The organism is Chitinophaga sp. Ak27 (assembly GCF_012726295.1).
Classification (GTDB): Bacteria; Bacteroidota; Bacteroidia; order Chitinophagales; family Chitinophagaceae; genus Chitinophaga.
This window is the reverse complement of sequence record NZ_JABAOB010000001.1, coordinates 1,000,317-1,023,883: the sequence shown is the minus strand read 5'-3', so window position 1 is coordinate 1,023,883 and position 23,567 is coordinate 1,000,317. Positions and strand designations below refer to the sequence as shown.

Annotated in this window: 19 protein-coding genes; 11 read left to right on the top strand and 8 right to left on the bottom strand. The window is 48.5% G+C overall.

The annotated features are described in order from the left end of the window. The first annotated feature begins 2 nt into the window (after positions 1 to 2). Genes HGH90_RS04040 through HGH90_RS04030 form a run of 3 tightly spaced genes read left to right on the top strand, consistent with a single transcriptional unit; the run spans position 3 to position 2,516 of the window. The gene (locus HGH90_RS04040) at positions 3 to 824 is read left to right on the top strand and encodes a CheR family methyltransferase (RefSeq protein ID WP_169190446.1); all 822 of its coding nucleotides are present in this window, start codon (positions 3 to 5) and stop codon (positions 822 to 824) included. Between the two features lie 3 nt (positions 825 to 827). Next, positions 828 to 1,409: a chemotaxis protein CheB gene (locus HGH90_RS04035; protein ID WP_247679855.1), complete on the top strand. Its 582-nt coding sequence runs from the start codon at positions 828 to 830 to the stop codon at positions 1,407 to 1,409. 3 nt (positions 1,410 to 1,412) lie between these two features. Next, a complete protein-coding gene (locus HGH90_RS04030) occupies positions 1,413 to 2,516 on the top strand; it encodes a sensor histidine kinase (RefSeq protein ID WP_168763707.1) in 1,104 nt (367 codons plus the stop codon). Here HGH90_RS04030 and HGH90_RS04025 read toward each other — a convergent pair whose 3' ends face one another. The 3 genes from HGH90_RS04025 to HGH90_RS04015 form a co-directional block, all read right to left on the bottom strand. Continuing rightward, a complete protein-coding gene (locus HGH90_RS04025; RefSeq protein ID WP_168763706.1) occupies positions 2,517 to 3,350 on the bottom strand; it encodes a hypothetical protein in 834 nt (277 codons plus the stop codon). A gap of 26 nt (positions 3,351 to 3,376) precedes the next feature. Beyond that, the gene (locus HGH90_RS04020) at positions 3,377 to 4,177 is read right to left on the bottom strand and encodes an alpha/beta fold hydrolase (protein ID WP_168763705.1); all 801 of its coding nucleotides are present in this window, start codon (positions 4,175 to 4,177) and stop codon (positions 3,377 to 3,379) included. Positions 4,178 to 4,312: 135 nt separating this feature from the next. After that, a complete protein-coding gene (locus tag HGH90_RS04015) occupies positions 4,313 to 5,296 on the bottom strand; it encodes a YncE family protein (RefSeq protein WP_168763704.1) in 984 nt (327 codons plus the stop codon). Positions 5,297 to 5,434: 138 nt separating this feature from the next. Between HGH90_RS04015 and HGH90_RS04010 the strand changes: the two genes are divergently transcribed. The 8 genes from HGH90_RS04010 (at position 5,435) to HGH90_RS03975 (ending at position 15,495) form a co-directional block, all read left to right on the top strand. Beyond that, positions 5,435 to 5,980 (top strand): RNA polymerase sigma factor, encoded by a 546-nt coding sequence (locus HGH90_RS04010; protein WP_168763703.1) that lies wholly within the window; start codon positions 5,435 to 5,437, stop codon positions 5,978 to 5,980. A 70-nt stretch (positions 5,981 to 6,050) separates the two neighbouring features. Then, positions 6,051 to 7,004: a FecR family protein gene (locus HGH90_RS04005; RefSeq protein ID WP_168763702.1), complete on the top strand. Its 954-nt coding sequence runs from the start codon at positions 6,051 to 6,053 to the stop codon at positions 7,002 to 7,004. A gap of 251 nt (positions 7,005 to 7,255) precedes the next feature. After that, positions 7,256 to 10,747, top strand: a complete 3,492-nt coding sequence (locus tag HGH90_RS04000) for a SusC/RagA family TonB-linked outer membrane protein (protein ID WP_169190445.1) — start codon at positions 7,256 to 7,258, stop codon at positions 10,745 to 10,747. Positions 10,748 to 10,766: 19 nt separating this feature from the next. Continuing rightward, positions 10,767 to 12,152: a RagB/SusD family nutrient uptake outer membrane protein gene (locus tag HGH90_RS03995; RefSeq protein WP_169190444.1), complete on the top strand. Its 1,386-nt coding sequence runs from the start codon at positions 10,767 to 10,769 to the stop codon at positions 12,150 to 12,152. Positions 12,153 to 12,181: 29 nt separating this feature from the next. Further along, a complete protein-coding gene (locus HGH90_RS03990; RefSeq protein WP_168763699.1) occupies positions 12,182 to 13,387 on the top strand; it encodes a TlpA disulfide reductase family protein in 1,206 nt (401 codons plus the stop codon). A gap of 53 nt (positions 13,388 to 13,440) precedes the next feature. After that, the gene (locus HGH90_RS03985) at positions 13,441 to 13,947 is read left to right on the top strand and encodes a hypothetical protein (protein ID WP_168763698.1); all 507 of its coding nucleotides are present in this window, start codon (positions 13,441 to 13,443) and stop codon (positions 13,945 to 13,947) included. Between the two features lie 103 nt (positions 13,948 to 14,050). After that, positions 14,051 to 14,713: an HAD family hydrolase gene (locus HGH90_RS03980; RefSeq protein WP_168763697.1), complete on the top strand. Its 663-nt coding sequence runs from the start codon at positions 14,051 to 14,053 to the stop codon at positions 14,711 to 14,713. Between the two features lie 77 nt (positions 14,714 to 14,790). Next, positions 14,791 to 15,495, top strand: coding sequence for an NUDIX hydrolase (locus HGH90_RS03975; RefSeq protein WP_168763696.1), 705 nt, complete (start codon positions 14,791 to 14,793; stop codon positions 15,493 to 15,495). Between the two features lie 4 nt (positions 15,496 to 15,499). Here HGH90_RS03975 and HGH90_RS03970 read toward each other — a convergent pair whose 3' ends face one another. From HGH90_RS03970 to HGH90_RS03950, 5 genes are all read right to left on the bottom strand, one after another. Further along, entirely contained in the window at positions 15,500 to 18,262 is a 2,763-nt protein-coding gene (locus tag HGH90_RS03970; RefSeq protein ID WP_168763695.1) for a glycoside hydrolase family 2 protein, read from the bottom strand. A 116-nt stretch (positions 18,263 to 18,378) separates the two neighbouring features. Next, complete coding sequence (locus HGH90_RS03965) at positions 18,379 to 20,208, bottom strand: alkaline phosphatase (RefSeq protein ID WP_168763694.1); 1,830 nt, start codon at positions 20,206 to 20,208, stop codon at positions 18,379 to 18,381. 251 nt (positions 20,209 to 20,459) lie between these two features. Continuing rightward, a complete protein-coding gene (locus HGH90_RS03960; RefSeq protein ID WP_168763693.1) occupies positions 20,460 to 21,005 on the bottom strand; it encodes an RBBP9/YdeN family alpha/beta hydrolase in 546 nt (181 codons plus the stop codon). Between the two features lie 216 nt (positions 21,006 to 21,221). Then, positions 21,222 to 21,980: a hypothetical protein gene (locus HGH90_RS03955; RefSeq protein ID WP_169190443.1), complete on the bottom strand. Its 759-nt coding sequence runs from the start codon at positions 21,978 to 21,980 to the stop codon at positions 21,222 to 21,224. A gap of 26 nt (positions 21,981 to 22,006) precedes the next feature. Then, on the bottom strand, positions 22,007 to 23,566 hold the full coding sequence (locus HGH90_RS03950; protein WP_168763691.1) for a RagB/SusD family nutrient uptake outer membrane protein: 1,560 nt from the start codon (positions 23,564 to 23,566) through the stop codon (positions 22,007 to 22,009). Position 23,567 lies beyond the last annotated feature (1 nt).

Here is a 23,567-nt window from a genome sequence, read left to right as displayed (position 1 = left end):
TTATGATAGAAGGTATCAGCAATAGCGATTTTACTGAACTGGTGAAGATTATTCAACAGCGGTATGGCTATGATTTTACCGACTATGCGGTAGCATCGTTGAAACGCCGGTTTGTCCGCTTTATGGCATATAAGCATATCGACAGCATCTTCGAACTGAAACACCGGCTGCTCAACGAAACGCACTTCTTCCAGGAAATGGTTCAGTATATTACGGTGAATGTAACAGAGATGTTTCGCGATCCATCGTTCTATAAAGCGCTCCGGGAACAAGTGTTACCGCGACTGGCATCTTACCCTAATATCAAAATATGGCATGCTGGCTGTGCCTCCGGGGAGGAAGTATACTCTATGGCCATCCTGCTGGAAGAAGCCGGGCTAATGGACCGCTGCCGCATTTACGCTACCGATATGAATGCCGCCAACCTGAAAAAGGCGGAGGAAGGCAGGGTTACGCTGAAGGAAATGAAAGACTATACTTATAACTATATACAATCGGGCGGGATCCATGATTTTTCCGGTTATTATACCGCTCACGGGGATCATGTGATTATTCAGCCGGAATTAAAACGTAATATTATTTTCTTCCAGCACAACCTGGTTACCGACCAGGTGTTCAACGAATTTCAGCTGATCTGTTGCCGGAACGTTTTTATATACTTTAACAAGACACTGCAGGAACGGGTGGTAAAGTTATTCTATGAAAGCTTAACTTCGCTGGGCTATCTGGCGTTAGGTCTAAAAGAGTCGTTATTGTATAATGAAGAAAGAGTAAAATTTGAGCCGGTAAATGCGGCTAATAAAATATTCAGACGTAAAACATAGCCTTTGACGCTTCCCCCTAAATACCGTATCCTGCTTATCGGTGGTTCTGCCGGTAGTATGGCCGTATTGGTGACGTTGCTGAACCATTTTCCCTCTCCTTTTCCAATACCGGTAGTCATTATTATGCATAGGTTAAAGAATGTAGTCAGTGAATTGGATAAATTACTGTCGGTACAGCAGGTGATCAGGGAGCCGGAAGATAAAGAGCCATTACTGCCGGGAAAGATTTACCTGGCGCCGCAGAACTATCACCTGTTGATAGAAGAAGATGCCACCTTTTCGCTGGATTATTCGGAGTTGGTGAATTTTAGCCGCCCCGCCATAGACCTGAGCTTTGCGGGTGCCGCTGCCGTTTTTGGCGCTCAGGTAGCGGGCATTTTGCTGAGCGGCGCCAACAATGACGGGGCAGCCGGATTGTCACGCATCATTGCAGCTGGTGGTACAGGTATTGTACAGGACCCGGCTACCGCAGAATTCGACGTTATGCCGCAGGCAGCCATCGATGCCAATCCCGGCGTACAAGCTATGTCTGTAGAAGAGATCATCCACTTTATAAGTAACATAAGCACAGAAAATAAAAGTTGACAAATGAAGCAGCTCAAACCGAAAACACTTACTATCCTGTTGGTAGATGATAAACCGGAAAACCTGGTGTCGCTGGAACATATGCTGGAAGGGGAGAACCGGGAAATCATCAAAGCCAATTCCGGTAATGAGGCCTTAAAGACGGTATTACGGCGCAATGATATCGGGTTGGTGATGCTGGATGTACAAATGCCGGATATGGACGGTTACGAAGTAGCCCGCCTGTTGCAAACAAATCCTAAAACAAAAGATATTTCTATCATCTTTGTTACCGCTATTAATAAAGATGAGCAATTTGTAATGCGTGGTTTCCAGGAAGGCGCCATAGATTACCTGTCGAAGCCACTCGATATCAACGTGACCCGGGCGAAAGTCAATGTGTTTGAAAAGCTGTACCGTTCCCAGTCAGAGCTGAAAGAGGCCATAGCGGAAAAGGAAAAAATCAACAAACAACTGGAGCGGTTTATGTACGTGGTCGCGCATGACCTGAAGTCGCCACTGTCGGGCGCTATAGGACTGCTGGCGCTGATCAACGATGATGAACGTATCCAAAGTGCCCCTGATCTGAAAGAGTATATGAAAATAGTATTGGGTGCTACCAATCACCTCACAGAAATGATCACTTCTATGCTGGAGTATACCCGGCAGAGCGATATGGAACAAACAATTGAAGAGGTAAATGTACATGAACTCATAGCGCAGTTATCCCATTTACTCTTTCCCCCGGCGCATATACATATTGTAACAGAAGGCACCTTGCCGGTATTGGAAACCAATAAGCTGAAGCTCCAGCAGGTGTTTCAGAATCTTATTTCCAACGCCATCAAATACAACGATAAGAAAGAAGGATGGATTACTATTGGTGGCACTGATAAGGGAGAGTACTACGAATTTTATGTAAAAGACAATGGCCCGGGAGTGGCCAAACGTGATACCGACCGTATATTTCGGTTATTCGAAAGATTGGATAACGATAGTAAAGAAGAAGGTAGTGGTATCGGGTTAAATATTTTTAAACTACTGGTAGAAGAACAGGGAGGCAAAGTATGGGTAGACTCTCAACCAGGCGAAGGCAGTACTTTCTATTTTCTCTGGCGCCAGTCCTGATTATTCAAATATCCATAAACGCCCGCTAACTTGATGGGTGTTTACGGGAAAGCAGGATACCTTCAGGGTTTTATTTTCCAGTTGCCAGTGCCAGTTGGTAATTGAATTTTCGGGAGAAGAGAATAGCTGAACGGCCTCTCTGTAAATGTCTTCGCTATTGGTGGCGCTGTTGCGTAATTGCGTCATGGCATCCGACAAGATAGCCGGCAGTTGTTCCCCCGGACCGGAAAGCCCCAGCAGGGTAGCGCCTTCCTGGTTAATCCACCCCGAAAATCCATCGTTGTTGATAAATACCATAGCATGCGGGATGGTGTGCAGGATAGCGGAAAAGCGTGCGGCAATACGCTGAAAGTACAGTTGCTGCTCAGATTGCAACAGGATTTCTTTCAGTCGTAAGCTGATAGTTTCAATACATTCCTGGAATTCAGCAGTAAAAGTTTGGGGCGCACTCCAGCCCAGTATCATCAGGCTGTTATTGGGAGTGGTATTTACCGGAATAATAACAGCAGAGGATAATGCCTGCAGGATACCTGAGAACGCATTTTCTTTCGCTGGGGGGATTTCCCGCCAATAAATAGTTTTAAACCCCTGTGCATACAGCAGCTTTTTGATGGGGTCAGGGTTCAGTACAATTCCATTCAGATGAACGGGCGACGCGCATTTTACCTTGGCGGTGTCTTCATCTTCAAACTCCAGTTGCAGGGCAATATCTGCCGTGGTAAGGCTTTTTACCAATGAAATGCTGAATGCAAGAAAAGAAGAAATGTGTTTGTCTTTATCCCAGCGACCCGTTTGATTAATAAAATTTAAGGCTTTACGCTCCCAGTTACTCACAGTATGAAATTAAAAGAATGAAATAATTACAGGAAGGACTGTATCGCAGCAATCACTTCCCCGGGTGCACTGATATGCGGGAAATGTCCTTCTGTATTCACTTTGGTTCGTCGGCTATTAGGTATATGTGCTTCCAGGTATTCGCTCACTATTCCCGGAACAGCAATATCGTTGGTGGTTTGTACTATCAGGGTGGGGATGGTTACTTTGGGCAACTCGTCCCGGTAATCCATATAGAAAATAGCTTTAGCTACCTGTATGGCGATGTCTGGTCGCAGCTCCTGCAGGGAGGCAGCAAATTGCGCCGCCAGTTCGGGCCTGTCTTCATTTCTCATAGCCAGTTTGGAAAAGCCGGCAGCCCAGGCATGGTAGTTGGCTTCCATGGCTTCAAAGAGACTGGTCAATGCGGCATCATCAAAACCGCCTATATAGTTGTTTGCCGGATCATTAAGATAACGGGGGCTGGAACCCAGCAACACCAGTTTGTCGATAATACCAGGGTAATATACACTGTGAAGCAGCCCAATCATGCCACTCACGGAATGTCCGATAAAAGTAACATTCTTCAGTTCCAGTGCCTGTAAAATATCAGCTACATCAGTGGCGTAGCCATGTATGGTTTCGTAGCGCCGGTGACTATAAGCTTTAAGGTCAGCTTTTCCGCCGCCCACGTTATCAAACAGTACAATCTTGTAATCCCGGTTAAAGGGCGCAATGACGTCGTGAAAAGAGGTTTGATCAATGCCAAATCCATGGGCAAACACAAGGGTTTGCGGGGCAACGAGGTTACCAACTACATGGATGTGATTTCTTTGGATGATGTCCATAAGACGCGTTAATAATTGAAAATGTGCACTATAGCAAACGAAACAAGTGGTTATTTGGAATAACGGACCAGCCCTATAGGACCGGTCCGTTATCATCTTCACATCTTCAAATATAACGCAATTAGTCCGAACGAACTATTTACTCACCTCCAGCACCCTGAAAGTGCCGGGAACAATGGTTTTGGTGGCATCCTGGTAATCTGCTACCGGCAGGTATACACGATGCGTAGCAGGATCTACTGCCAGCGTACGTGCGCCTTTACGAGTGGGCACGGTGGCAATCGTTTGGTATTTATCCGGGCCCTCAGCTGCAATCACCGACAAGGTACCTTCTCCATTGGAAGTGAAAATAGTTTTTTGACTGGCATCAAAAGCTACCCCGTCGCAGCCTCCGCCTATATTGATTGATTGCACAATATGTCCGTTGCCGGCATCCATGACAACGAGCAGTTTATTGGCGCAGCCGGAATAAAGGCGGTTTGTTGCTGTATTGATAGCCAGGCCGGTAGGCCCTTCGCCCTTGCCCAGCGACCAGTGGGCGCCTGTAGTAAAGGTGCGGGCATCTACTTTTACAATCTCGTTTTTATCTTCCAGGTTCACGTAAATGTTCCCTTTCCCATCGCTTACCGCCGTTTCGGGACCGCCTCCAAGTGCTACGGTGGCTACTACCTTGTCGGTAGCTGGATCTATGACACTAAGGTTGTCGCTTTCTCCATTGCAGATAATAATTTTCCGGGAGAAGGGCTCAAATAGAATGGCGTCGGGCTTGTTACCGGTTTTAATTTCACCCAGCACACGGTTGTTGCGGATATCAAATACAGTGGCGGTATTAGCCTTGCCGTTAGTAGTATATCCCTTCCCTGCTTTCACGGCAAATGCCACCCCATGAACACCCGCCGTATTTTCAATAACGCCGGTGCTGTCGCCTTTTACTTTGTCCAGTACATTTACCCGCGTGCCATGCGCAGCATACAGCTGTTGCGTAACGGGATTCAGGGCAATATAGTCCCACTTGCTATCGCCTGCTACGGCAAAGGTGTTGGATACATGATACTGGCCCGATTGTGCAGCAGCAGCAACCACGGATAACAGGAATGCTGCGGTGAGGATTTGTTTCATACAAATGAATGGATTTTGAACAAAGCTCAGTAGCGATTCTGTAGATAACCTGTAGGAGTGAAATCCTCCGGCTAAAAAACTCCTTGTTTTTTTGCAGGGCTTTTACATATATTTATGCCTAAACCTTTTTTGTGATTGATGGACTTGCCGGATTCCGCACTGCTGGAACGTATGCAGTTACTGGACGATAGAGCTGCCTTCGATGAACTATACCACCGTTATTGGGAACGGTTATACATCGCAGCATATGCCAGGCTGAAGAATGAAGCAGATGCAAAAGATTGTTTACAGGAAGTGTTTGTAGCCCTATGGCATAAAAGAAAAGCAATCGTCATCCGGGAGCAACTGGACGCTTACCTTTTCGTTTCGCTCAAGTATCGTGTGCTCAATCATCTCCGTAACCATAACAATTACTTAAAACACCTCGACGTTTTTTCCGCGTTCCCTCATCCGATTTTGCCTTCGGCAGATGACCACCTTTTCCTGGCAGAAATACAACAGGTGATCAGCAACACCATTGCAGACATGCCCGAAAAAATGAAGGAAGTATACCTCCTGAGTCGCCGTGAAGGCCTATCGGTGCAAGAAACAGCCACGCGGTTGGGTATCTCCCAGCAAACAGTAAAAAATCAGCTCACCTCCGCCCTGAAACGCCTGAAAGACCGGCTGGGCAACTACCAATAAAATATTTTTTTTACTGACTTAGTACTACCGTTTCACAGCGGTGTCTTTAACAATACAAATGGGTAAAAGCGTGGATGATCAAGATAAAATAGCAGGGATTCTCCAAAGACTTGAAACCGGGACCTGTACTCCGCAAGAGCTGCAATGGCTGCAAGACTGGTATCATTCCCAGGACGGACAGCCGGCGTATACATTCCGGGATGAAGCCCATAAACAGCAACTGAAAACTGGTATGCTGGAGGGAATTCACGGGCAACTGGAGCCGGAAGAAATACCCGTGGCGCGTATGCATTACCGCTGGCAGATAGCGGCAGCAGTAGTGGCAGGCGTAATAGGAGCAGGAGGCTGGTGGTTTATGCATAGCTGGCAGCCCCGTCATAAAATGATACAGGTAGCAGTGGCCGCTGGTCAGCAACAGGAACTGTTTTTACCAGACAGTACCCACGTATGGCTCAATGCCGGTGCTAAAATGGAGTATGCACAGGAGTTTGGCGACGTACGCACGGTAAAGCTGGATGGAGAAGGGTTCTTTGATGTAAAACAAGATGAACATCGTCCGTTTGAAGTACATACACAAGATATTCATGTGCAGGTACTCGGTACCTCCTTTGATGTAAAGGCCTACAGTACCCTGGATGAAACCCAGGTAACTGTAAAAGCCGGGATGGTAAAGGTATTGCACGACCAGAGAGGATTGGATGTACTCAGCGCCAACGACCAACTCACGTTTAGCCGGTCGGCGCAACAATACATGAAATCAAAAGCAGACAACCAACAAATCAATGAATGGGCCAATGGCATGATCAGCCTTTCCCAGGTAAGCTTTGCTGAACTGGCCCTGACGCTGGAAAATCAATACGGGGTACATATCCGCTTTAATCCGGCCGAAATGAAACACGACGAATACACGCTGCGATGCAGCAAACAACTCACTATCACCCAGGTATTAGACCTGGTGAACAGTATTCATCCTGTACAATATGATATAAAAGAGAAAGAGATTACTATACATCGCAAAAACTAATACGCGCATACAAGGAGGATGCAACCAAAATAGGTAAGGATGGCCACAACTACTACCATCCCTGCGATAGCTATGTCCCATAGGGAATAAAAAACCGCGTCTGTTGGCGCAGACACGGTTTTAGAAAAGTTATATAACAGTCAGGCAGTGAATTGCAGACACGCTTGATGACTGCTATATGCATTTAGTTAACACTAAAATCAACCAAATATATGCAAAAATCGCTTACGCTAACTTTTATACCAGGTCTTATGAGATGGAGCGTAATGGTCACTGTCTTTATACTGGGAGGTTTCACCCTCTTGTATGCCAACAACGGCTATAGCCAACTGTTACAACAGGTAAGAGTGACCGAAAAGTTTGAGAACGAATCGCTCGCTTCCTGTGTCAAAAAATTGGAATCCAACTATCACCTTTCTTTCGGGTACGACAACCAGGAACTGGTACGCTACCAGGTGAAAAAAATGAAATTTGTAAATGAGCGGCTGGACAAAGTATTAGACGCTTTGTTAACCAATACGCCACTCCACTACCAGGAGAAAAACGGGGTGCTGCTCATTGTAAAAGCAGCCACGCCTGCCATTACGATGGCAGCACCGCCACAAACCGGCCCGGGTAAAATCAGGGGTGTTGTAACCGATGGTCCCGGTGGTACACCTATACCCGGCGTAACCGTAAAATTAACCGGTACAAAATATTATGCCGTCACCAATGCAGATGGCAGCTTTGAAATCACCGTACCCGCTGGTACTTACCAGATAGCTCTTACCAGCATTGGATTTGCCGCCCAAACGGTGCCTGCCGTGAAAGTAATTTCCGGAGCTGTAGCTATGCAGCAAGTATTTATGTCCACTACACCTGCCCGCTTAACAGAAGCTGTGGTAATCGGTTACGGTGTGCAGGAAAGACGCAGTCTGCTGGGATCTGTGGCCAGCTATGTCCCCAGCAAAGATCCCGGTCAAACGCCCATTACGCTCGACCAGGCTATGGTAGGTAAACTGCCCGGTGTATACATTGCCCCTTCCAGCGGTGTGCCCGGCGCTGCCAGCAGTATCACCATCCGTGGTATCAGCACCCTCAACGCCAATGGCAACGCGCCGTTGATCGTAGTAGATGGGGTGCCGATTTATGGTATCGATCCTAACCTTAATACAGTCAATTATAACCAAGGCGTGGGACAGGGCTTCTCTTTCGGCGGTAACCAGGTACAGAACGAATACCGTCAGCCTACCACCTTCGAGAAAAATCCGCTGTCCACCATCAACCCGGATGATATTGAATCCATAGAGGTGCTGAAAGATGCGTATTCTACCGCTATCTACGGCTCCCGTGGATCTGCCGGCGTTATCCTGATCACCACCAGGAAAGGTGCCCGAGGCAAAATGAGGGTAGATGCACAGTTGAGCGTGTCTGTGAGTAAGCCCCGTAAATTGCCTTCACTGATGACAGGCGATCAGTACGCTGGTTTTTATAATGAACTTTTCCGCGTGAAAGACTCTATCGGTAAAGCCCAATCCGGTTTTTACCGGCCGCTCAATTATAAATTCCCACAAGGCGTAAACACCAACTGGCTCGATGAAGTGGTACGTAATGCCATTGGCACCGATGCCCAGGTATCTATGAGCGGTGGCACCGATAAATCCAACTACTATGTGAGCCTGGGCTACAATAAAGAGCAGTCTTATATTGTAAACAACGATTTCACCCGCTACCAGGCGCGCGTAAACTTCGATAACCAGGTGTTTAAATCGCTCAAAGTAGGTGTGACTATGGCCCTGAACCAGGCTACCAATAACTCGCTGAATGCACAAAACGTTTACCGCGAGGCCGTACAAAAAGCGCCTAATATCGGGATATACGATAGTACCGGTAAATATAACTGGCTGTATGGTAATAATCCCACCGGTCCGGAAGATGTGTCAAACCCAGTAGGGGATGCCCGTTCCGGCCAAAACTATAGCACCGACAGCCGAGTCCTGGGTAACGTATTTGCCGACCTGAAGGTACTTCCAGGTTTGACTGCGCATTCCGATATGGGGGTAGACTGGATTAATTCCCGCTCTTACGACCGTATCATCGATCGCCCTAAAACCGTGGGGGGCAGCGCAAATGAATCGCAACAGCAACTCCGCAAATGGGTGATCAACAACCGCCTCGACTTCAACAAAATGATCGGCGATGGACATGCCATCAGCGCCATGGTGGGACAGAGCTACGAAAAGTCAGTAGAAAATATCAACACTGTGTATGGCACCCAGTTCCTCAATGACGACATGCTGAGTATCATTACCGCTACCAATAAAAGGGTGCTGAACTCCCTGCAACAGCAGTGGGCACAGGTGTCGTACCTGGGGCGCCTGAACTATGAATTTAAGCACCGTTACCTGGCCGGCGTTACTTACCGCATGGATGGTTCTTCCCGCTTTTCCGCCAATCACCGCTATGTAGGATTTCCTTCCTTTGCAGTGGGATGGGTGCCCAGCGAGGAAAGCTTCCTGAAAGGCGTAAAAGGAATTGATCAGCTGAAAGTGCGTGCCAGCGTGGGATTTACTGGCAACGACGGAGGCAATGGCTACTACGGCAACCAGGGACAGTATATCATAGACGTGTACGGCGCCACCTACGGTAATACGCCTACGATCGCCAACAAGCAACCCGCCAACCCAAACCTGCAATGGGAACGTACCACCACCTGGAACATAGGGGCTGATATCAGTCTGCTGAACGGTCGCATCAATGCTACATTAGATTACTATCGTCGCCAAACGTCCAATGCTATCCTGCAATCGGCGCTGCCTTATTTTATGGGCTTCAGCCTGCAACAGCAGAACCGTGCGGATCTCAGCAACAAAGGGCTGGAGTTTAGCGTCACCACCCAGAATATCAACCACAAGGCCTTTACCTGGACCACCACCTTCAATATTTCTGCTAACCGTAACATCGTTACCCGGTTGCACCAGATCAATGAAGAACAACTGGCCCAGCAAAATGAAACCTCTGGTGGCCGCTTCTGGCGCGTAGGGCACTCTGCTACCGCATTTTACCTGTATGATTGGGCAGGCATAAACCCCGACAACGGGCAGCCACGCTGGAGCGATAATAGCGGTAAAATCTCTGAATCACCTATCCAGGTGCAATATTCCAGCGCTCCCTATACCCAACGTAAATATATGGGCGATGCTATGCCTGCGGTGTTTGGAGGTTTTGGCAATAACTTTACCTATAAAGGGTTTGAGCTGAATTGCTTCTTCTCTTTTGCCGCAGGCAACAAGATGTATAACGGTGCAAAAGCAGGCATGTACAGCTACCTGGGCAGCTCTTACTTTGCCAACAACGTATATAATCTTTCTACCGACCTCCTGAATTACTGGAAAACACCAGGGCAGCAAACGGACGTCCCTGCATTGTTCAATAAATCTAATTTCTCACAAGCTGGTTTCGGTACCTCTTACGACTACACGCTCGACCGGAAGAACTCCCGTTTCCTGGAAGACGCTTCCTTCCTGAAGTTACGCAGCCTAGTGCTGGGATATAACTTTAACAGTAAAATGTTGAAGCCTGCAAGAGTATTCAGCGCGCTGAAAGTATATGCTGAAGCCAATAATGTGTTTATTCTCACCAAATACTCAGGCCTCGATCCGGAAGTAAGCGCCTACGGATCTTCTGCACTGAGTATGGGTTACGATGAGCTGACCATGCCAGCACCACGTACCTGGAGAATTGGCCTTAAAGCATCTTTCTAATTTTTAAACTGAGCCGGAAATGAAAAAATACAGATACCATATAAGCTTGTTTACCTTGTTGCTGGCACTTTGTGCCTGCAACAAGCAGTTAGACCTGAAGCCGGAAAATACCATGGTGGAGGCCGAGTTACTGAAGAATGAACCTACCACCGTTAACTACCTCGCAGATACCTACATCCGCATGATGAATGCCTGTGCCGGTAATAACTATATATTGGGAGATGTAACCGCAGGCATTGTCAGCGGCTATGACCAGGATATTGTGAAAGGGACAATAGACCCGAAGAGTGAGAGCTACGCTTCCTTGTGGTCTGCTCCTTACCTGGCCATTAACCAGGCCAACGTGATCATTGCACAGTTGCCAAGATGGGCGCAATTCGATAAATCTAAGCAGGCGGTGTATATAGCAGAAGCCAAATTTATCCGCGCGTTCTGCTACCTGACATTGCTACAGTTATATGGTAATGGCGCTTTGCAGAACAAACCGGATAATATGGGCGTGCCGTTGCGCCTGGGCGCCTTCGATGGCTATGATGGTTCACAGAATATTCCCCGTGCTACTAACAAGGAGGTATATACACAGATATTGAAAGACCTGGATGAAGCGATCGCCGATTTGCCGGCTAACCGTGGCGATGCGTTAAACCAGGCCAGTCGCGCTACCAAAGGCGCCGCCAATGCTCTCGCCGCCAGAACCTGCCTGTATGCCCGTCAATACGACAAAGCCGCCGCTTACGCACAGGCTGCTATGGCCGGTAATTATTACCAGCTGCAGCTCAATTTTTGGACGCTGTGGCCGGATCATAATAAACAAAGCACTGGTAGTTACCCGCTCAGCAGCGAATTGCTGTTTGCGTTCCCGGAAAGTTATAACAAGTCATCCAAATTCAACGACAACAATGGCATTTACTATGCAGCCGGCTACTACCCGGTACTGCCCGATTTTCTGGCCAGTTACGGCGCCGGCGATGAAAGGAAAGACAGCCTGATGTTGTCCTATAAAAATATCATCCGCAAGTTCACGGATACGAATACACGGGATAATGTGCCAATGATCCGCTTGCCGGAAGTAATGCTTACCGCAGCAGAAGCGCTGGCACACACGCAGGGGGTTAACAGCACTTCCATCAGCCTGCTCAACCAGGTATACGCCCGCGCCTATACGAAAACTGGCGTACCACATGTATATACAGCAGTTGATTTTGCAACACCTGCTGCACTGATTACCCGCATACTGCAGGAACGCAGATGGGAACTGGCCTTCGAAGGATTTGCCCGCTTCGATGCTATCCGCAACGACATGGCGCCTAACCCGCAATTACCGGTCAACCGCTATGCTTTTCCCGTTCCCCAGCATGAAATAGATATCACCCAGGGCCTGATCAAACAAAATCCAGGCTACTGATTATTATACGGAAACTAAAACACATGCAAATGAAGAAAGTTATCGCAGCCCTTTCGGGTACGCTGATCAGTTTGGGCTGCTTTGCCCAAACCGTCCAGGAGATTACACTCCAGGGTACCATTACCGGCGACCTGAAGGGACACAATAAAATGTATCTCTACTCCCGCACTTATCACGACTCTACCACGATAGAAAATGGGAAATATACCTTTCATATCCCCTTTAAAGAACCGGTTTTCCTGATCCTGTACCCGGAGTACATAAAGGCGGAAAGGCAGATGTATACGCCCTTCGGTATTCTTATGGATAAACCGGTTACTTACACAGTTACCAGCGATATCGCCAAAGGGCTGAATGCCTCTACCGTAAAAGGTTCTGAGGCAGTTGAATTACTACAGGCCTACGGAAAAGATAAATCAGCCGCCTGGAAATTTATCAGTGAAGCACTGAAAAAAGAATACGGCCAGCCGTGGCTGCAGGAGTCCGACCCCCGCTATGCTGCGTTCGAGGAAAGACAGAAAGCTTTACAGCAACAATACCTGGTGCCCCTGCTGCAAAAGCTGGTGAAAGACCACCCGGATTCCTACGCATCAGTATTTAGCCTGGGGGAATCTAAAAGCATCATGACAGTAGACCAACAGGATAGGCTGTACGAAGGGTTATCGTCCCGGATGAAGCAAACTAAGGAGGCAAAAGAATTTCACGCGTTTGCACAAGGTATTAAAAATTCTGCCGTAGGAAAAAAAGTGAAAGACTTTACACTGCCGGATGAAAAAGACCAATCCCTGGCTTTCAGCCAGTTCAAAGGAAAGTATGTGCTGATCGACTTCTGGGCTAGCTGGTGTGGCCCCTGCCGTAAATCGTTCCCGCATATGCGCGAAGTGTTCCAGCAGTATAAAGATCAGCGCTTCGATATCTACAGCATCTCCATCGATAAGAGTAAGGAGGACTGGTTGAAAGCGGTTGCGCAGGAAAAGAACCCCTGGAAGCAGGCACTGGACAATATCAATATTGCAGGCAGTGGCTTTGCCATTACCGGCGTGCCTACCACTTACCTGATCAGCCCCGATGGCGTAATCCTGATGAAAGAAGTGGGTTTTAATCCGGATGGAACCGGCGCTATTGAAAAGAAACTGGCAGAACTGTTTGGTGGGAAAAAAGTAACTACAGCAGAAGTGCCTAAGCCAGCCAGCGGCAACATCGCAAAAGCCATTCCTATGGCCACCATGCAATAATGAAGCTGGTCTTTTTGGTAAATAATGAAATCACCTGTAATTAAGTTATGTTTATGAAAAGAATATTCACGCTGTTGTTAATCTGTTGCAGTGCCGCGGCCATGGCTCAAATGCAGGCCGCAAAGAAGATCATACCGGACTATACTCATGAAACTATTATCAAAAGCTCTCCCGTGAAAATCTGGCGGGTAATACGGAACCTGTCACAGGTAAAGGATTACTCCAATGGCATGATTAAAGACGTGCAGATTACCGGGGAAGGCGATAGCCGCGTGCGGGAAATTACTTTCACCGACAATACCAAACGTAAAGACGCCATTGAACAGGTACATGAATCCTATAAATTTTTTGTATTCAGTATTGTGTCTCCGCTGCCTACAGGCATCACCCATGCTACGGTGACTGCCCTGGTAGAGTCAATGCCGGATAAAGATGATACAGCGGTAGTAAGATGGAGTATTATACTGGAAGGAGATAAAGGTAGTCGCAAGCCATTGGTAGATACACTTTCTACCGAAATTGCCAACTACGAAACGGGGTTGAAAAAGATGCTGGAATAGATACATTTGGTTTATTTTCCTGCTCAGGGCCGTTATAGTATGGCCCTGGGCAGGAAAAAAACGCAGGAATGGTGTATCTTTGCGCCTTACTAAAAAAGGCCTTATGACACAGCAGCAAAAAGCGTTTTTATTTGATATGAATGGCACCATGATCAATGACATGGAATTTCACTTGGAAGGGTGGTTCAACATGTTGAACAAGCTGGGCGCCAATCTCTCAAGAGAGATAGTGAGGAGTCATATGTATGGTAAGAACGAAGAACTGCTGGTACGCATCTTCGGAGAAAACCACTTCACACCGCAACAGATGAGTGAGATAGCCCACGAGAAAGAAGTGCTGTACCAGGAAGCCTTCCGTCCCCACCTGGAGCTGATTGCCGGTTTACCTGCTTTCCTGGAAAATGCCGCCGCCGCACATATCCCCATGGCCATCGGTTCTGCGGCCAATGCGTTTAACATCGACTACGTACTGGATAATCTGCATATCCGTCACTATATGGGCGCCATCATCGGGGCCGAACAGGTAGCTACGAGTAAGCCCAACCCAGAGGTATTCCTGCAATGTGCAGCAGCCTTGGGTGTAGCACCCGCCAGCTGCATCGTGTTTGAAGATGCGCCCAAAGGCGTGGAAGCGGCATTGAATGCAGGTATGAAAGCGGTGGTGCTAACGACCATGCATACCCGGGAGGAATTTGCCGCCTACGATAATATTATCGCTTTCGTGGCAGATTATACCGATCCGGTGTTGCAACAATTGTTGGGATAATTCCGGAATCTGACAATATAATTTCTTAATGTCAACAGGGAATTATAAATTGCCGGGTTATATAAAATTTTGCTGGTATGACACGTTATTCCGGGCAGTCAAGGATGCTGGTGGCAGTTGACTGTATCATTTTTGGCTTTGATGGAGAAGCATTAAAACTGTTACTGATAAAGCGTGGGTTTGAGCCCCTGAAGAACAAATGGAGCCTGATGGGTGGGTTTGTACAGCCCAACGAAAGCTTTGAAACCGCGGCTGAACGTGTACTGCATAAGCTCACCGGCCTGGAAGGCGTATATATGGAACAATTGTTTGCTTTTGGCGATCCCACCCGTGATCCCGTAGAGCGTACCGTATCCATCACCTACTTTGCACTCATCGATATTAACCAATACAAGCTGCAGATCAGCGACGAATACCATGCGGAATGGATTGCCCTCGATCAGCTACCAGACCTCATCTTCGACCATACTGAAATGGTAAAGATGGCCCAGGAAAAGCTCCGCTATAAAGCCGCCATACATCCCATCCTGTTTGAGCTGCTGCCACTGAAGTTTACCATTCCGCAGCTCCAGCTCCTCTATGAAGCGGTATACGATGTCACCTTCGACAAACGGAACTTCAGCCGTAAAGTACTTTCTACTGGCCTGCTCATCAAACAAAAGGATAAAGACCGCCTGAGCTCCAAGCGGGGCGCGTTCTATTTTAAACTGGACAAGCGCAAGTATAACGCGAAATTCAATGCCTTCCTGAACTTTGTGACAGATCCCGGCAACCTGCGCTAGTCATTTACATACCAGCATCTATCCATATACGCCCGCTCACCGGCGTATAATTCAGCATAAGGTTTCCCTGGCTTTCAGGCCCCATCCGGCTAGCCTCCTGGAACTTGGTGCCTATAGGCGAAATAGCGCTCATAAAACCGATATCGCCCTCCGGAAAGGCTGGCGCGGTATGGTTGTTGCCCGCTCCTTTGGGCGGCAGGGGACGAAACACCTGCAAAAACGTACCCTCATTGCCGATATAAAAGGTAACCGGGGTACCGGTGGTGTAAAAAGTAGCCCGGTGCACCTGTGCATGATAGCCTTTAAACTCAGGATATTCCCAGCTTTCACCGGTTACCGTGTTGTTATAGGTTTTATACCAACTGCCAAACTGTTGACCCTGCAGCCTGTTTTTCCATACCCGGTACGGCCCTTCGCCAATCCAGGCCATTCCTTTCACCGCACTTTCCGGGTAGTTAAAGGTAATGCCGGTAAACGGCGTTTCTCCTTTTACGCTATAGCTATAATCCAGCTGGGCGGGGACGCCAGCTTTAATGGTCCATTTTACCTGGAGAAAGCCATTGCCTTCATAACGGGCGGTAACAATGTAACCGCTGTCGCCCGGGCTGTGGCTGAACTGTTGCAGGGTTTGCGTTACGCCCGCCAGCACGGGGCCTCCGCTGAGCGGCACCACCTGCCCATTGGCAACGATCTGCATCAGCTGCCCACTGGTACGGCTAAACGCATACCGGGTATTGCCGGCGGCAACGGTCAGCGTATCCCCACTGACAACGCCCGCCACTTGCTGTCCGTTGCCGGTAGCAGCCGGCGGCGCCGGCAATCGTAAAGGCCAGCTCTTTTGTAAGATCGCCCGTCCATACGGGTCGGTTACTGTAATATATAGCACGTCGGCCAGGTCCCAGACCCGGGGATGTGCCAGTTGCAGGAAGCCTTTGGTATGTGGCGCCAATGCCGGCGCGGTAATATAACCGGCACTGATGGTGTCTGCCCGGTTATCTTTTCCGGGAGAAGGCAACCGCAGCAGCTGCCACCGGAACCCGCACTGGGAGAGAGGCGTATAGTCATAACAATTTTCAACAGGTATACGGCCGTTGAAGGCAGCTGTAATAACAGGCAATGATATTTGTACCGGCGACCAGGTGTCTTTAATGGCGTAAAAGCTGCCCTCTTTCTCCCGGTGAGGGCCCACAATGCCGTCAGGAGCATGATTCCCGTCGGTATCTATCCATCCGTCCTTATCGGTACGTACGAGCCCCTCATCCGCCAATACCCACAGGAAGCCGCCACCACCCCGCGGATGCTGGGAAATGCGCGCCCAGAAATCCTGTAACCCTGCGCCCATACCGCCATCGTACAAGCCATGCATAAACTCGGTGGGCATCAGGATGTCTTGCTGGTCATATAAACTCGAATTCACTACGTAGTTGTAGTCGGGATAGTGTTTCGTGTCTATGCCGCTGTATCGCTCCCAGGGATGCAATACCGGCCGCTGTTGCGGATCATAAAGGGCATAGTCGCCGTCCAGCGCCCGGTTAAAGCCGCCTTCATTACCATTGTCCCAGAAGATAATGGAAGGATGGTTAACATCCCGTACCACCAGCTCTTTCACCAGCCGGCGCCCGATAACAGTATCATAAGCAGCCTGCCAGCCCGTAAGCTCGTCCAGTACAAAAAGTCCCAATGAATCGCATACATCCAGGAAGTGCTCATCCGGCGGGTAATGCGACATGCGCACCGCGTTCATGTTCATATCTTTCATCAGGTTCACATCCAGGATGCTGATGTCTTTACTCAGCGTACGACCGGTTTCCGGCCACGCACTGTGGCGGTTTACGCCTTTCAGCAAAACCCGCACGCCATTCACGTATATCCCATCCCGTGGACGTACCGCAATGGTGCGGAAGCCAAAGGGCTGCGTAACACTGTGTACTACCTGGGCACCGTTCTTCACCTGTATTACCGCCCGGTAACGATGAGGGAACTCAGCACTCCACGTGCGGGGACGCGCTACCTGTTGCTGTAATGTATATATACGTTCGTTCGGCTGCGTGGTATAGGCTTTCTCGTTGGCTGTAACAGCTTCCTGTAACGGCTTACCATCAAGACTAAATATTTGGGCGCTGACGGAATATCCGGACGGAAGGTTGTTGGTAAATACCTGCACGGTAAAGTCGCCTTTAGCCGTAGCATTAATAGCCAGGTGGTTAATATGTACCCTGGGCTTCACTTCCAGGTAAACGGGCCGGTAAATGCCTCCCAGTACCCAAAAATCGCCATTACGTTCGGCCCTGTTCACACTGGCATTGGCCGACATTTTACTCACTGTTACCTCCAGCAGGTTGCTGCCCTTACGCAATAGCTTGCTGATATCGTAGCTGAACCGGTAAAAGCCGCCCTGGTGAATAGCGCCGGCAGCACGACCATTAATTTTTACATCCGCATCGGTCATTACCCCATCAAATACCAGGCTTACCTGCTGTTGTTGCCAGTTGGCCGGCGCATCAAAACGATAACGATAACTGCCTTTTTCATCTGCTTTTACTTTATCATGTCCATAGTTATAACCGCCAAATCCCTGCTGTTCCCAGTTGGAAGGAACGGGAATGGTCGTCCACTGCCCGCTTTTGCGGCCGCCGGAACAATAAAAGTCCCAGTCAACGGTATGGTCTTTATCGGTGCCGGAAAGATAGATGCGTTGGGTTTCCTGTGCGGACGCGGACTGCAGGCATAATGTTGCCAACAGAAGTAAAGCAATGCGTGTTAACATAACTAACTGGAATTTTAAAAATGCCCCTAAAAATAAAAAAGAAAAAGGCCAATACCAGTAAAGTTTTCACTTTTACCAGGTATTGGCCTGTAGCTATTTACGGAACCCCTTACCAACTAGCGTTTGTAGCAGGCCATCATCTTTTTAAAAATTTCATTGTTCTCATATACTCCCCGGAAAAGCTGGGAATTAGGGCCGTAGGCAAATACCATCACCGGGATACCCGTATGATCGTTGGTAGCAAAGTGGCCACGCAGCGTGCCTTTGGCGATATCGCCATCCATGAGGGCAAGGCCGCCGGTTTCATGGTCGGCAGTAACGATCACCGTGGTCTGCTTATCCTGGTCTGCAAAGCGTAAAGCTTCTCCTACGGCTTCGTCAAAATCGAGCATCTCACGTACCAGGTAATCCAGGTCATTCATATGGCCACCCTGGTCAATACGGGAGCCTTCTACCATTAAAAAGAAGCCTTTACCGGAAGCATTGAGCTGCTGTAACGCTTTCTTCACCGCTGCTTTCAGGTAATTGCCCCGGCCATTGCGCATAGCGCTCACTACTTTATTAGGGAGAATAACCAGCGTACGATTTTTCGTAGTGGCGTTCCAGTTATCGAGGTTATCATATACCTGTATACCGGAAGCTGCCAGTTGCGGTCCAAAGTCTTTGTCGAGCGATTCCCGGCCGCCGCCTACTGCCAATTGCAGTTTGCTGCTCAGCAGCTGGCGCTCCAGGGTATAGGTGCTATCGCGGTCGGCAGTATGGCCGTAGAAAGAGGCAGGCGTGGCGCCGGTGATTTCTTCGGTAACAATCACACCACTTTGTATGCCTTTAGGCGCCAGTATTTCCGGTAATACGGGGATGGACACGTAAGTGTTATCGAGACCAATGGCGCGGTTATGCGTTTTCTGCCCGGTACCCATGGCGGATCCGCCGGCGGCAGAATCGGTGTGGTAATTATCGGTGGACTGGGTTTTGGATAAGCCCAGCTGTTTCATCTGGAAGATGTTCAGCGCACCTTTGTTGGCGGTATAACCGGAAAACATTTCTGCCAGGCCGGTACCATCGCCAATCATCAGGATCACGTTTTTAGAACGTACTTGGGTGGCATCGGATACATATGTAGGTGTATATACGGGATGTACCGGCATATTGGACGCGGTGGTGCGTTGAGTACTGTGCATCACATCATACAACTCTGCCGGATGGTCGGAGCCAATCCAATCTACGCCCAGGTCCATTAGCTTATAATAGGTGGAGCGGGTAGATGGCGCACCCCAAAAGCGGAACGCATAGCCTTGCTGGTGTACACGTTCTATCACATGGGTTACCTTTTCCAGCTCCGCCGGTACCAGGGTACCTTTACCATTCCAATGACTATAGGCGCCGAAGTCAACGCTGAGCATGGCAATGCGTGACTTTAACGTTGCCGGGTATACGCTGTCAGGCCGGCCATCGAAGAAAAAGATAGGATCGTATTTGGGCCATTCCGCCATAGGAGGTAAGTTACCGGAGATGACCAGCTTTACGGCAGCAGGGTTCTGGCTGCGATCAAAATACTGGCGATAGGGAAGTATCAGCTCCTGTAATGCCTGTAACGTAGGGCTGCCTGCTGTTTTCAGATCTATCAGTAATTGCATGGGAGCGCCATCGGCATAGGGTTTCCCATTATAAAGTGCAAACTGCCGCAATACCGGCTGCAGGTACATTTCTTTAAAAGTACGGAAAGGAGTGATGGCACTGGGATCATGGGCTACATACAGTACACCGTCTTTCAGGTGTATGTCGGCTTCTATGGAACCAAACTGGAGTGAAGCAGCGGCATAAAAAGGCGTAGCCCGTTCATAGTCATTATGGGAGTGTGCATTGGCCATGCTATACTGTTGCATTTGCGCCTGTGCACTGCCGGCCAGTAATATACCTGATAGTATGGGCAGAAAATTTTTCATTGTATCCTAAAATCTGATTTATAACCTGTTAAATGGAGAATGTACCCCGTTTTGCGGGGCCAAAGTTGACATAATCCTATCTTGTATCCATACACCGCACCTTTATCTTTGTGTTAATTGTTCCACTTGGAAAATCGATTTAGTCTTTCGCTCCGGGTGGCAAGATATATTTTTTGACGGCAAAAGAAAAACGTGGGGATCAGTGGGAAAGAAAAACAGTAATTACCCGCTAAACGGAAAATTAGCCGGCATCAGAGGGTGGGCCAGTTTTGTATCAGCGCTTTCAGAAGGTTTTGGCCTTCGTGCCATTCACCTAAACCCGACTCACTGTTGATATGGCCCTTGGCGCCGGCATTCACAAAACGGCTACCCCATTGGTTGGCTAAAAAAGCGGCTCTTTCCAGTGAGCAATAGGGATCGTTGGTACTGGCGACTACCATACTGGGGAAGGGCAGTTTCACCAGGGGAATAGGGGAAAAGCCCTGCGCTTCTGGCGGGAAATCCTGCCTTTCGGCATCTGCAGGCGCTACCAGCAAAGCGCCGGTAATTTTCAACCTGGTTTTTTCCGCCCAATGCACCAATGCTATACAGGCCAGGCTATGGGCAGCAATCACTACCTGTGGACCGGCATCCGCCACTGCCTGCTCTATGGTGGCTACCCAATCCTCGCAGACCGGGGCATCCCAGCTATGTTGCTCAATCCGTCTGGTACCTGGAATCAGCTGCTCCCACAGTGTTTGCCAGTGTAATGGCCCGGAGCTACCTAGCCCGGGCGCTGTCAGAACTTTAATTTCCATGACAAGAAGCGTTGTATGTTGAAAGATAGTAAAAGAATAAGGAATAACACAGGGTGATTTCCAGACCGGCCATGAACAAGGCCTGCCACAAAAAAATAGCCGGTACTGGAAAGCACCGGCAACAGGTAACAACCAAAACAGCATTATTAATACTGAGTATCGTCGATTTTAAAAATACCGGCAGGAATATTCCCGCCGGTGTACATAAGTGGATTTTTAAAATACAAACCCTTTCCGCTTGAACATCCAGATATTACGCCAGCCATCTCCCTGCTGTACCAGCGTCATCTCGTTTTCGTTCAGCTTTATAATATTGTAAGCCACATTATTGCCCCAGCTAATGTCGGCCCCGTTAATCTTTATTTTCTGATTCAGCGTATCCAGGCTAAAAAAGCCCTGGGTGGTAGTGCCGTTATGCGTGATAGCAAAATGGGCATTACCGTTCAGATCAAAGGTCATCTGGTCATCAATTACGCCCTGGGTTTTCAAGCCCGCGGCGTCTACGGTCCACCAGGCGGGCTTGTCGGCATCCCCGGGACCATTGCCAAAGCAATAGCCACCAGGTACATCTACTGCCCATACCCAGGTCTTACCAGCCGCATCATTGGTAAGCAGGTGATATAATTTACTGGAGAAAAATTTCGGGTCGTTGGCGCTAACTTTCACTTTCACAGAATCCGTTTTAGGACCGCCACTGCCATAGGCGGAATATTTGACGTAAAACTCGCCGGCAAAAGGTAATATCACTACGGCCTTCGTTTCTTTAGTGGTGCCAAAAACGTAATCCCAGAAAGGAATTACACCTTTGGTGTTGCTTTCCAGCGTTACCTGGTTGTCGTACCCCGGCGTTTGGGTAACGGAAAAGTCGAGTTTAATGCCAGCAGGATCTTCCGGGGTAATCCGGTCCTCGTAAGGCGTACAGGCATTCAGTGACAAAGCCAGGGCGCCGGCTAAAAATATATACAGCGATTTCATTTTGGTAGATTTTAATGTGAACAGTATCACCATCCGGTATTTTGTATCAGCGAACCATTAGACAAATTGATCTGTGTTTCAGGGATAGAAAACAAACCATTGGTTTCACTCCTGAAACTGATATTGAAGGCAGGATCGGTAGCGGTATTGTCTATGGCGTTCTTCGCTACACTCATGCCCTGTCTTAGCAAATCCCAGTAACGCAACCCTTCGAGCGACAATTCCAAACGGCGCTCTTCCATGATTTGCGCCTTGCTGCTGAGCGTTATCCGATGCGTTTGATCGCCGAAGGCACGGTCACGCACCCGGTTAATATACCCCTGCGCTTTGGCAACATTGCTACCCAGGTTGAGTTCCGCACCCATCAACAACACATCTGCAAAACGAATGGCCATGAAATTATCGTAGTTGTCCCATTGGAAGCTACCACCCAGGTCATCGGCATTACCGTCTTTTAAAGGCGTATATTTTTTACAGAAGAACCCGGTGTACTGCGCCTGATCTCCCTTTACATAGGTATTCGTATACCCTTCGGCGTTAATAGAAATGATGGAAGCAGCCTGTCTGCTATCGCCAGGTGCGAAGGCACGGTACAGCTTTTCATTCACCGTAGCGCCGCCCCAGCCTTTATAGTAAGGACCCAGCACCTGGCTGCGTATACCAATCATCACCTGTACCCGGTTACCATTCTGCTGGTTCTGATCCCCTAAACCCAGGTAGGTAAATTGTATGGTAAAAATGCCTTCCTGGTTATTCTGCCCCGCATAGGCTTCCTTGCTTTCTGCTGACGCACGAAACAGGTTTTGGTATTTAGGCACCAGGCTGTAGCCGCTGTTGTTAATCACATCATCAATAGCAGTAATGGCATCTGCCTGGGTAACTACACCAGCTACATCAGGCTTGTTATAGTAGCCGGTATAATAGAGAAATACACGACCTAATAACGCTTCTGCGGCCCATTTGGTGGCACGCCCATTTTCAGCAGCAGGAATACTGCTGTAGGACGTAGCAGGAAGATCGGCAGCAGCCTGCTTCAGGTCACTGGCAATGAGATGATATACACTATCTGCGCTCGCCTGGGGCACACTATAGTTGCCAGGCTCCAACGGCGTAGTGATCAACGGCACATGGCCAAACATCCGTACCAGGTCGAAGTAAAAATAAGCCCGGAGAAAATGCGCTTCTGCGATGTAACGCTTCTTCGTAGCATCGTCGCCTTTAAAGTTTACGCCATCTACCTTTTGTAAAAATTTATTAGCGCGATAAATACCAGTGTAGTATTTCTTCCAGGCATTGCTGTTCTGATCGGTCATCCGCAGGCTTTTGTCCCATTGGATCCAGCCGTTATCAGAGGCGCCACCGCCGCCAAAACAGTTGTCTGAGGCGATTTCGGAAGTAAGGGCAATGTTACCAAAGCCATCCCAGTTCAATACACTATAAGCAGCCACCAATCCCTGGTAGGCATCGGTAGGTGTTTTATAAAAATCTTCTTCTGTGATCGTATTAATCGGCAATGTTTCCAGGAATTTCTTTCCGCAGGAACTCATTACCCCTGTTATTATAATCGCTGCAAGTATCTTTTTCATG

Bases quoted from the DNA above. Each gene is read 5' to 3' on its own strand.
- HGH90_RS04010 (WP_168763703.1), top strand. From the start codon at position 5,435: ATGGACTTGCCGGATTCCGCACTGCTGGAACGTATGCAGTTACTGGAC.
- HGH90_RS03970 (WP_168763695.1), bottom strand. From the start codon at position 18,262: ATGTTAACACGCATTGCTTTACTTCTGTTGGCAACATTATGCCTGCAG.
- HGH90_RS03955 (WP_169190443.1), bottom strand. From the start codon at position 21,980: ATGAAATCGCTGTATATATTTTTAGCCGGCGCCCTGGCTTTGTCACTG.
- HGH90_RS04020 (WP_168763705.1), bottom strand. From the start codon at position 4,177: ATGGACATCATCCAAAGAAATCACATCCATGTAGTTGGTAACCTCGTT.
- HGH90_RS03995 (WP_169190444.1), top strand. From the start codon at position 10,767: ATGAAAAAATACAGATACCATATAAGCTTGTTTACCTTGTTGCTGGCA.
- HGH90_RS04000 (WP_169190445.1), top strand. From the start codon at position 7,256: ATGAGATGGAGCGTAATGGTCACTGTCTTTATACTGGGAGGTTTCACC.
- HGH90_RS04030 (WP_168763707.1), top strand. From the start codon at position 1,413: ATGAAGCAGCTCAAACCGAAAACACTTACTATCCTGTTGGTAGATGAT.
- HGH90_RS03990 (WP_168763699.1), top strand. From the start codon at position 12,182: ATGAAGAAAGTTATCGCAGCCCTTTCGGGTACGCTGATCAGTTTGGGC.
- HGH90_RS03965 (WP_168763694.1), bottom strand. From the start codon at position 20,208: ATGAAAAATTTTCTGCCCATACTATCAGGTATATTACTGGCCGGCAGT.
- HGH90_RS03960 (WP_168763693.1), bottom strand. From the start codon at position 21,005: ATGGAAATTAAAGTTCTGACAGCGCCCGGGCTAGGTAGCTCCGGGCCA.
- HGH90_RS04015 (WP_168763704.1), bottom strand. From the start codon at position 5,296: ATGAAACAAATCCTCACCGCAGCATTCCTGTTATCCGTGGTTGCTGCT.
- HGH90_RS03980 (WP_168763697.1), top strand. From the start codon at position 14,051: ATGACACAGCAGCAAAAAGCGTTTTTATTTGATATGAATGGCACCATG.
- HGH90_RS03975 (WP_168763696.1), top strand. From the start codon at position 14,791: ATGACACGTTATTCCGGGCAGTCAAGGATGCTGGTGGCAGTTGACTGT.
- HGH90_RS03985 (WP_168763698.1), top strand. From the start codon at position 13,441: ATGAAAAGAATATTCACGCTGTTGTTAATCTGTTGCAGTGCCGCGGCC.
- HGH90_RS04040 (WP_169190446.1), top strand. From the start codon at position 3: ATGATAGAAGGTATCAGCAATAGCGATTTTACTGAACTGGTGAAGATT.
- HGH90_RS03950 (WP_168763691.1), bottom strand. From the start codon at position 23,566: ATGAAAAAGATACTTGCAGCGATTATAATAACAGGGGTAATGAGTTCC.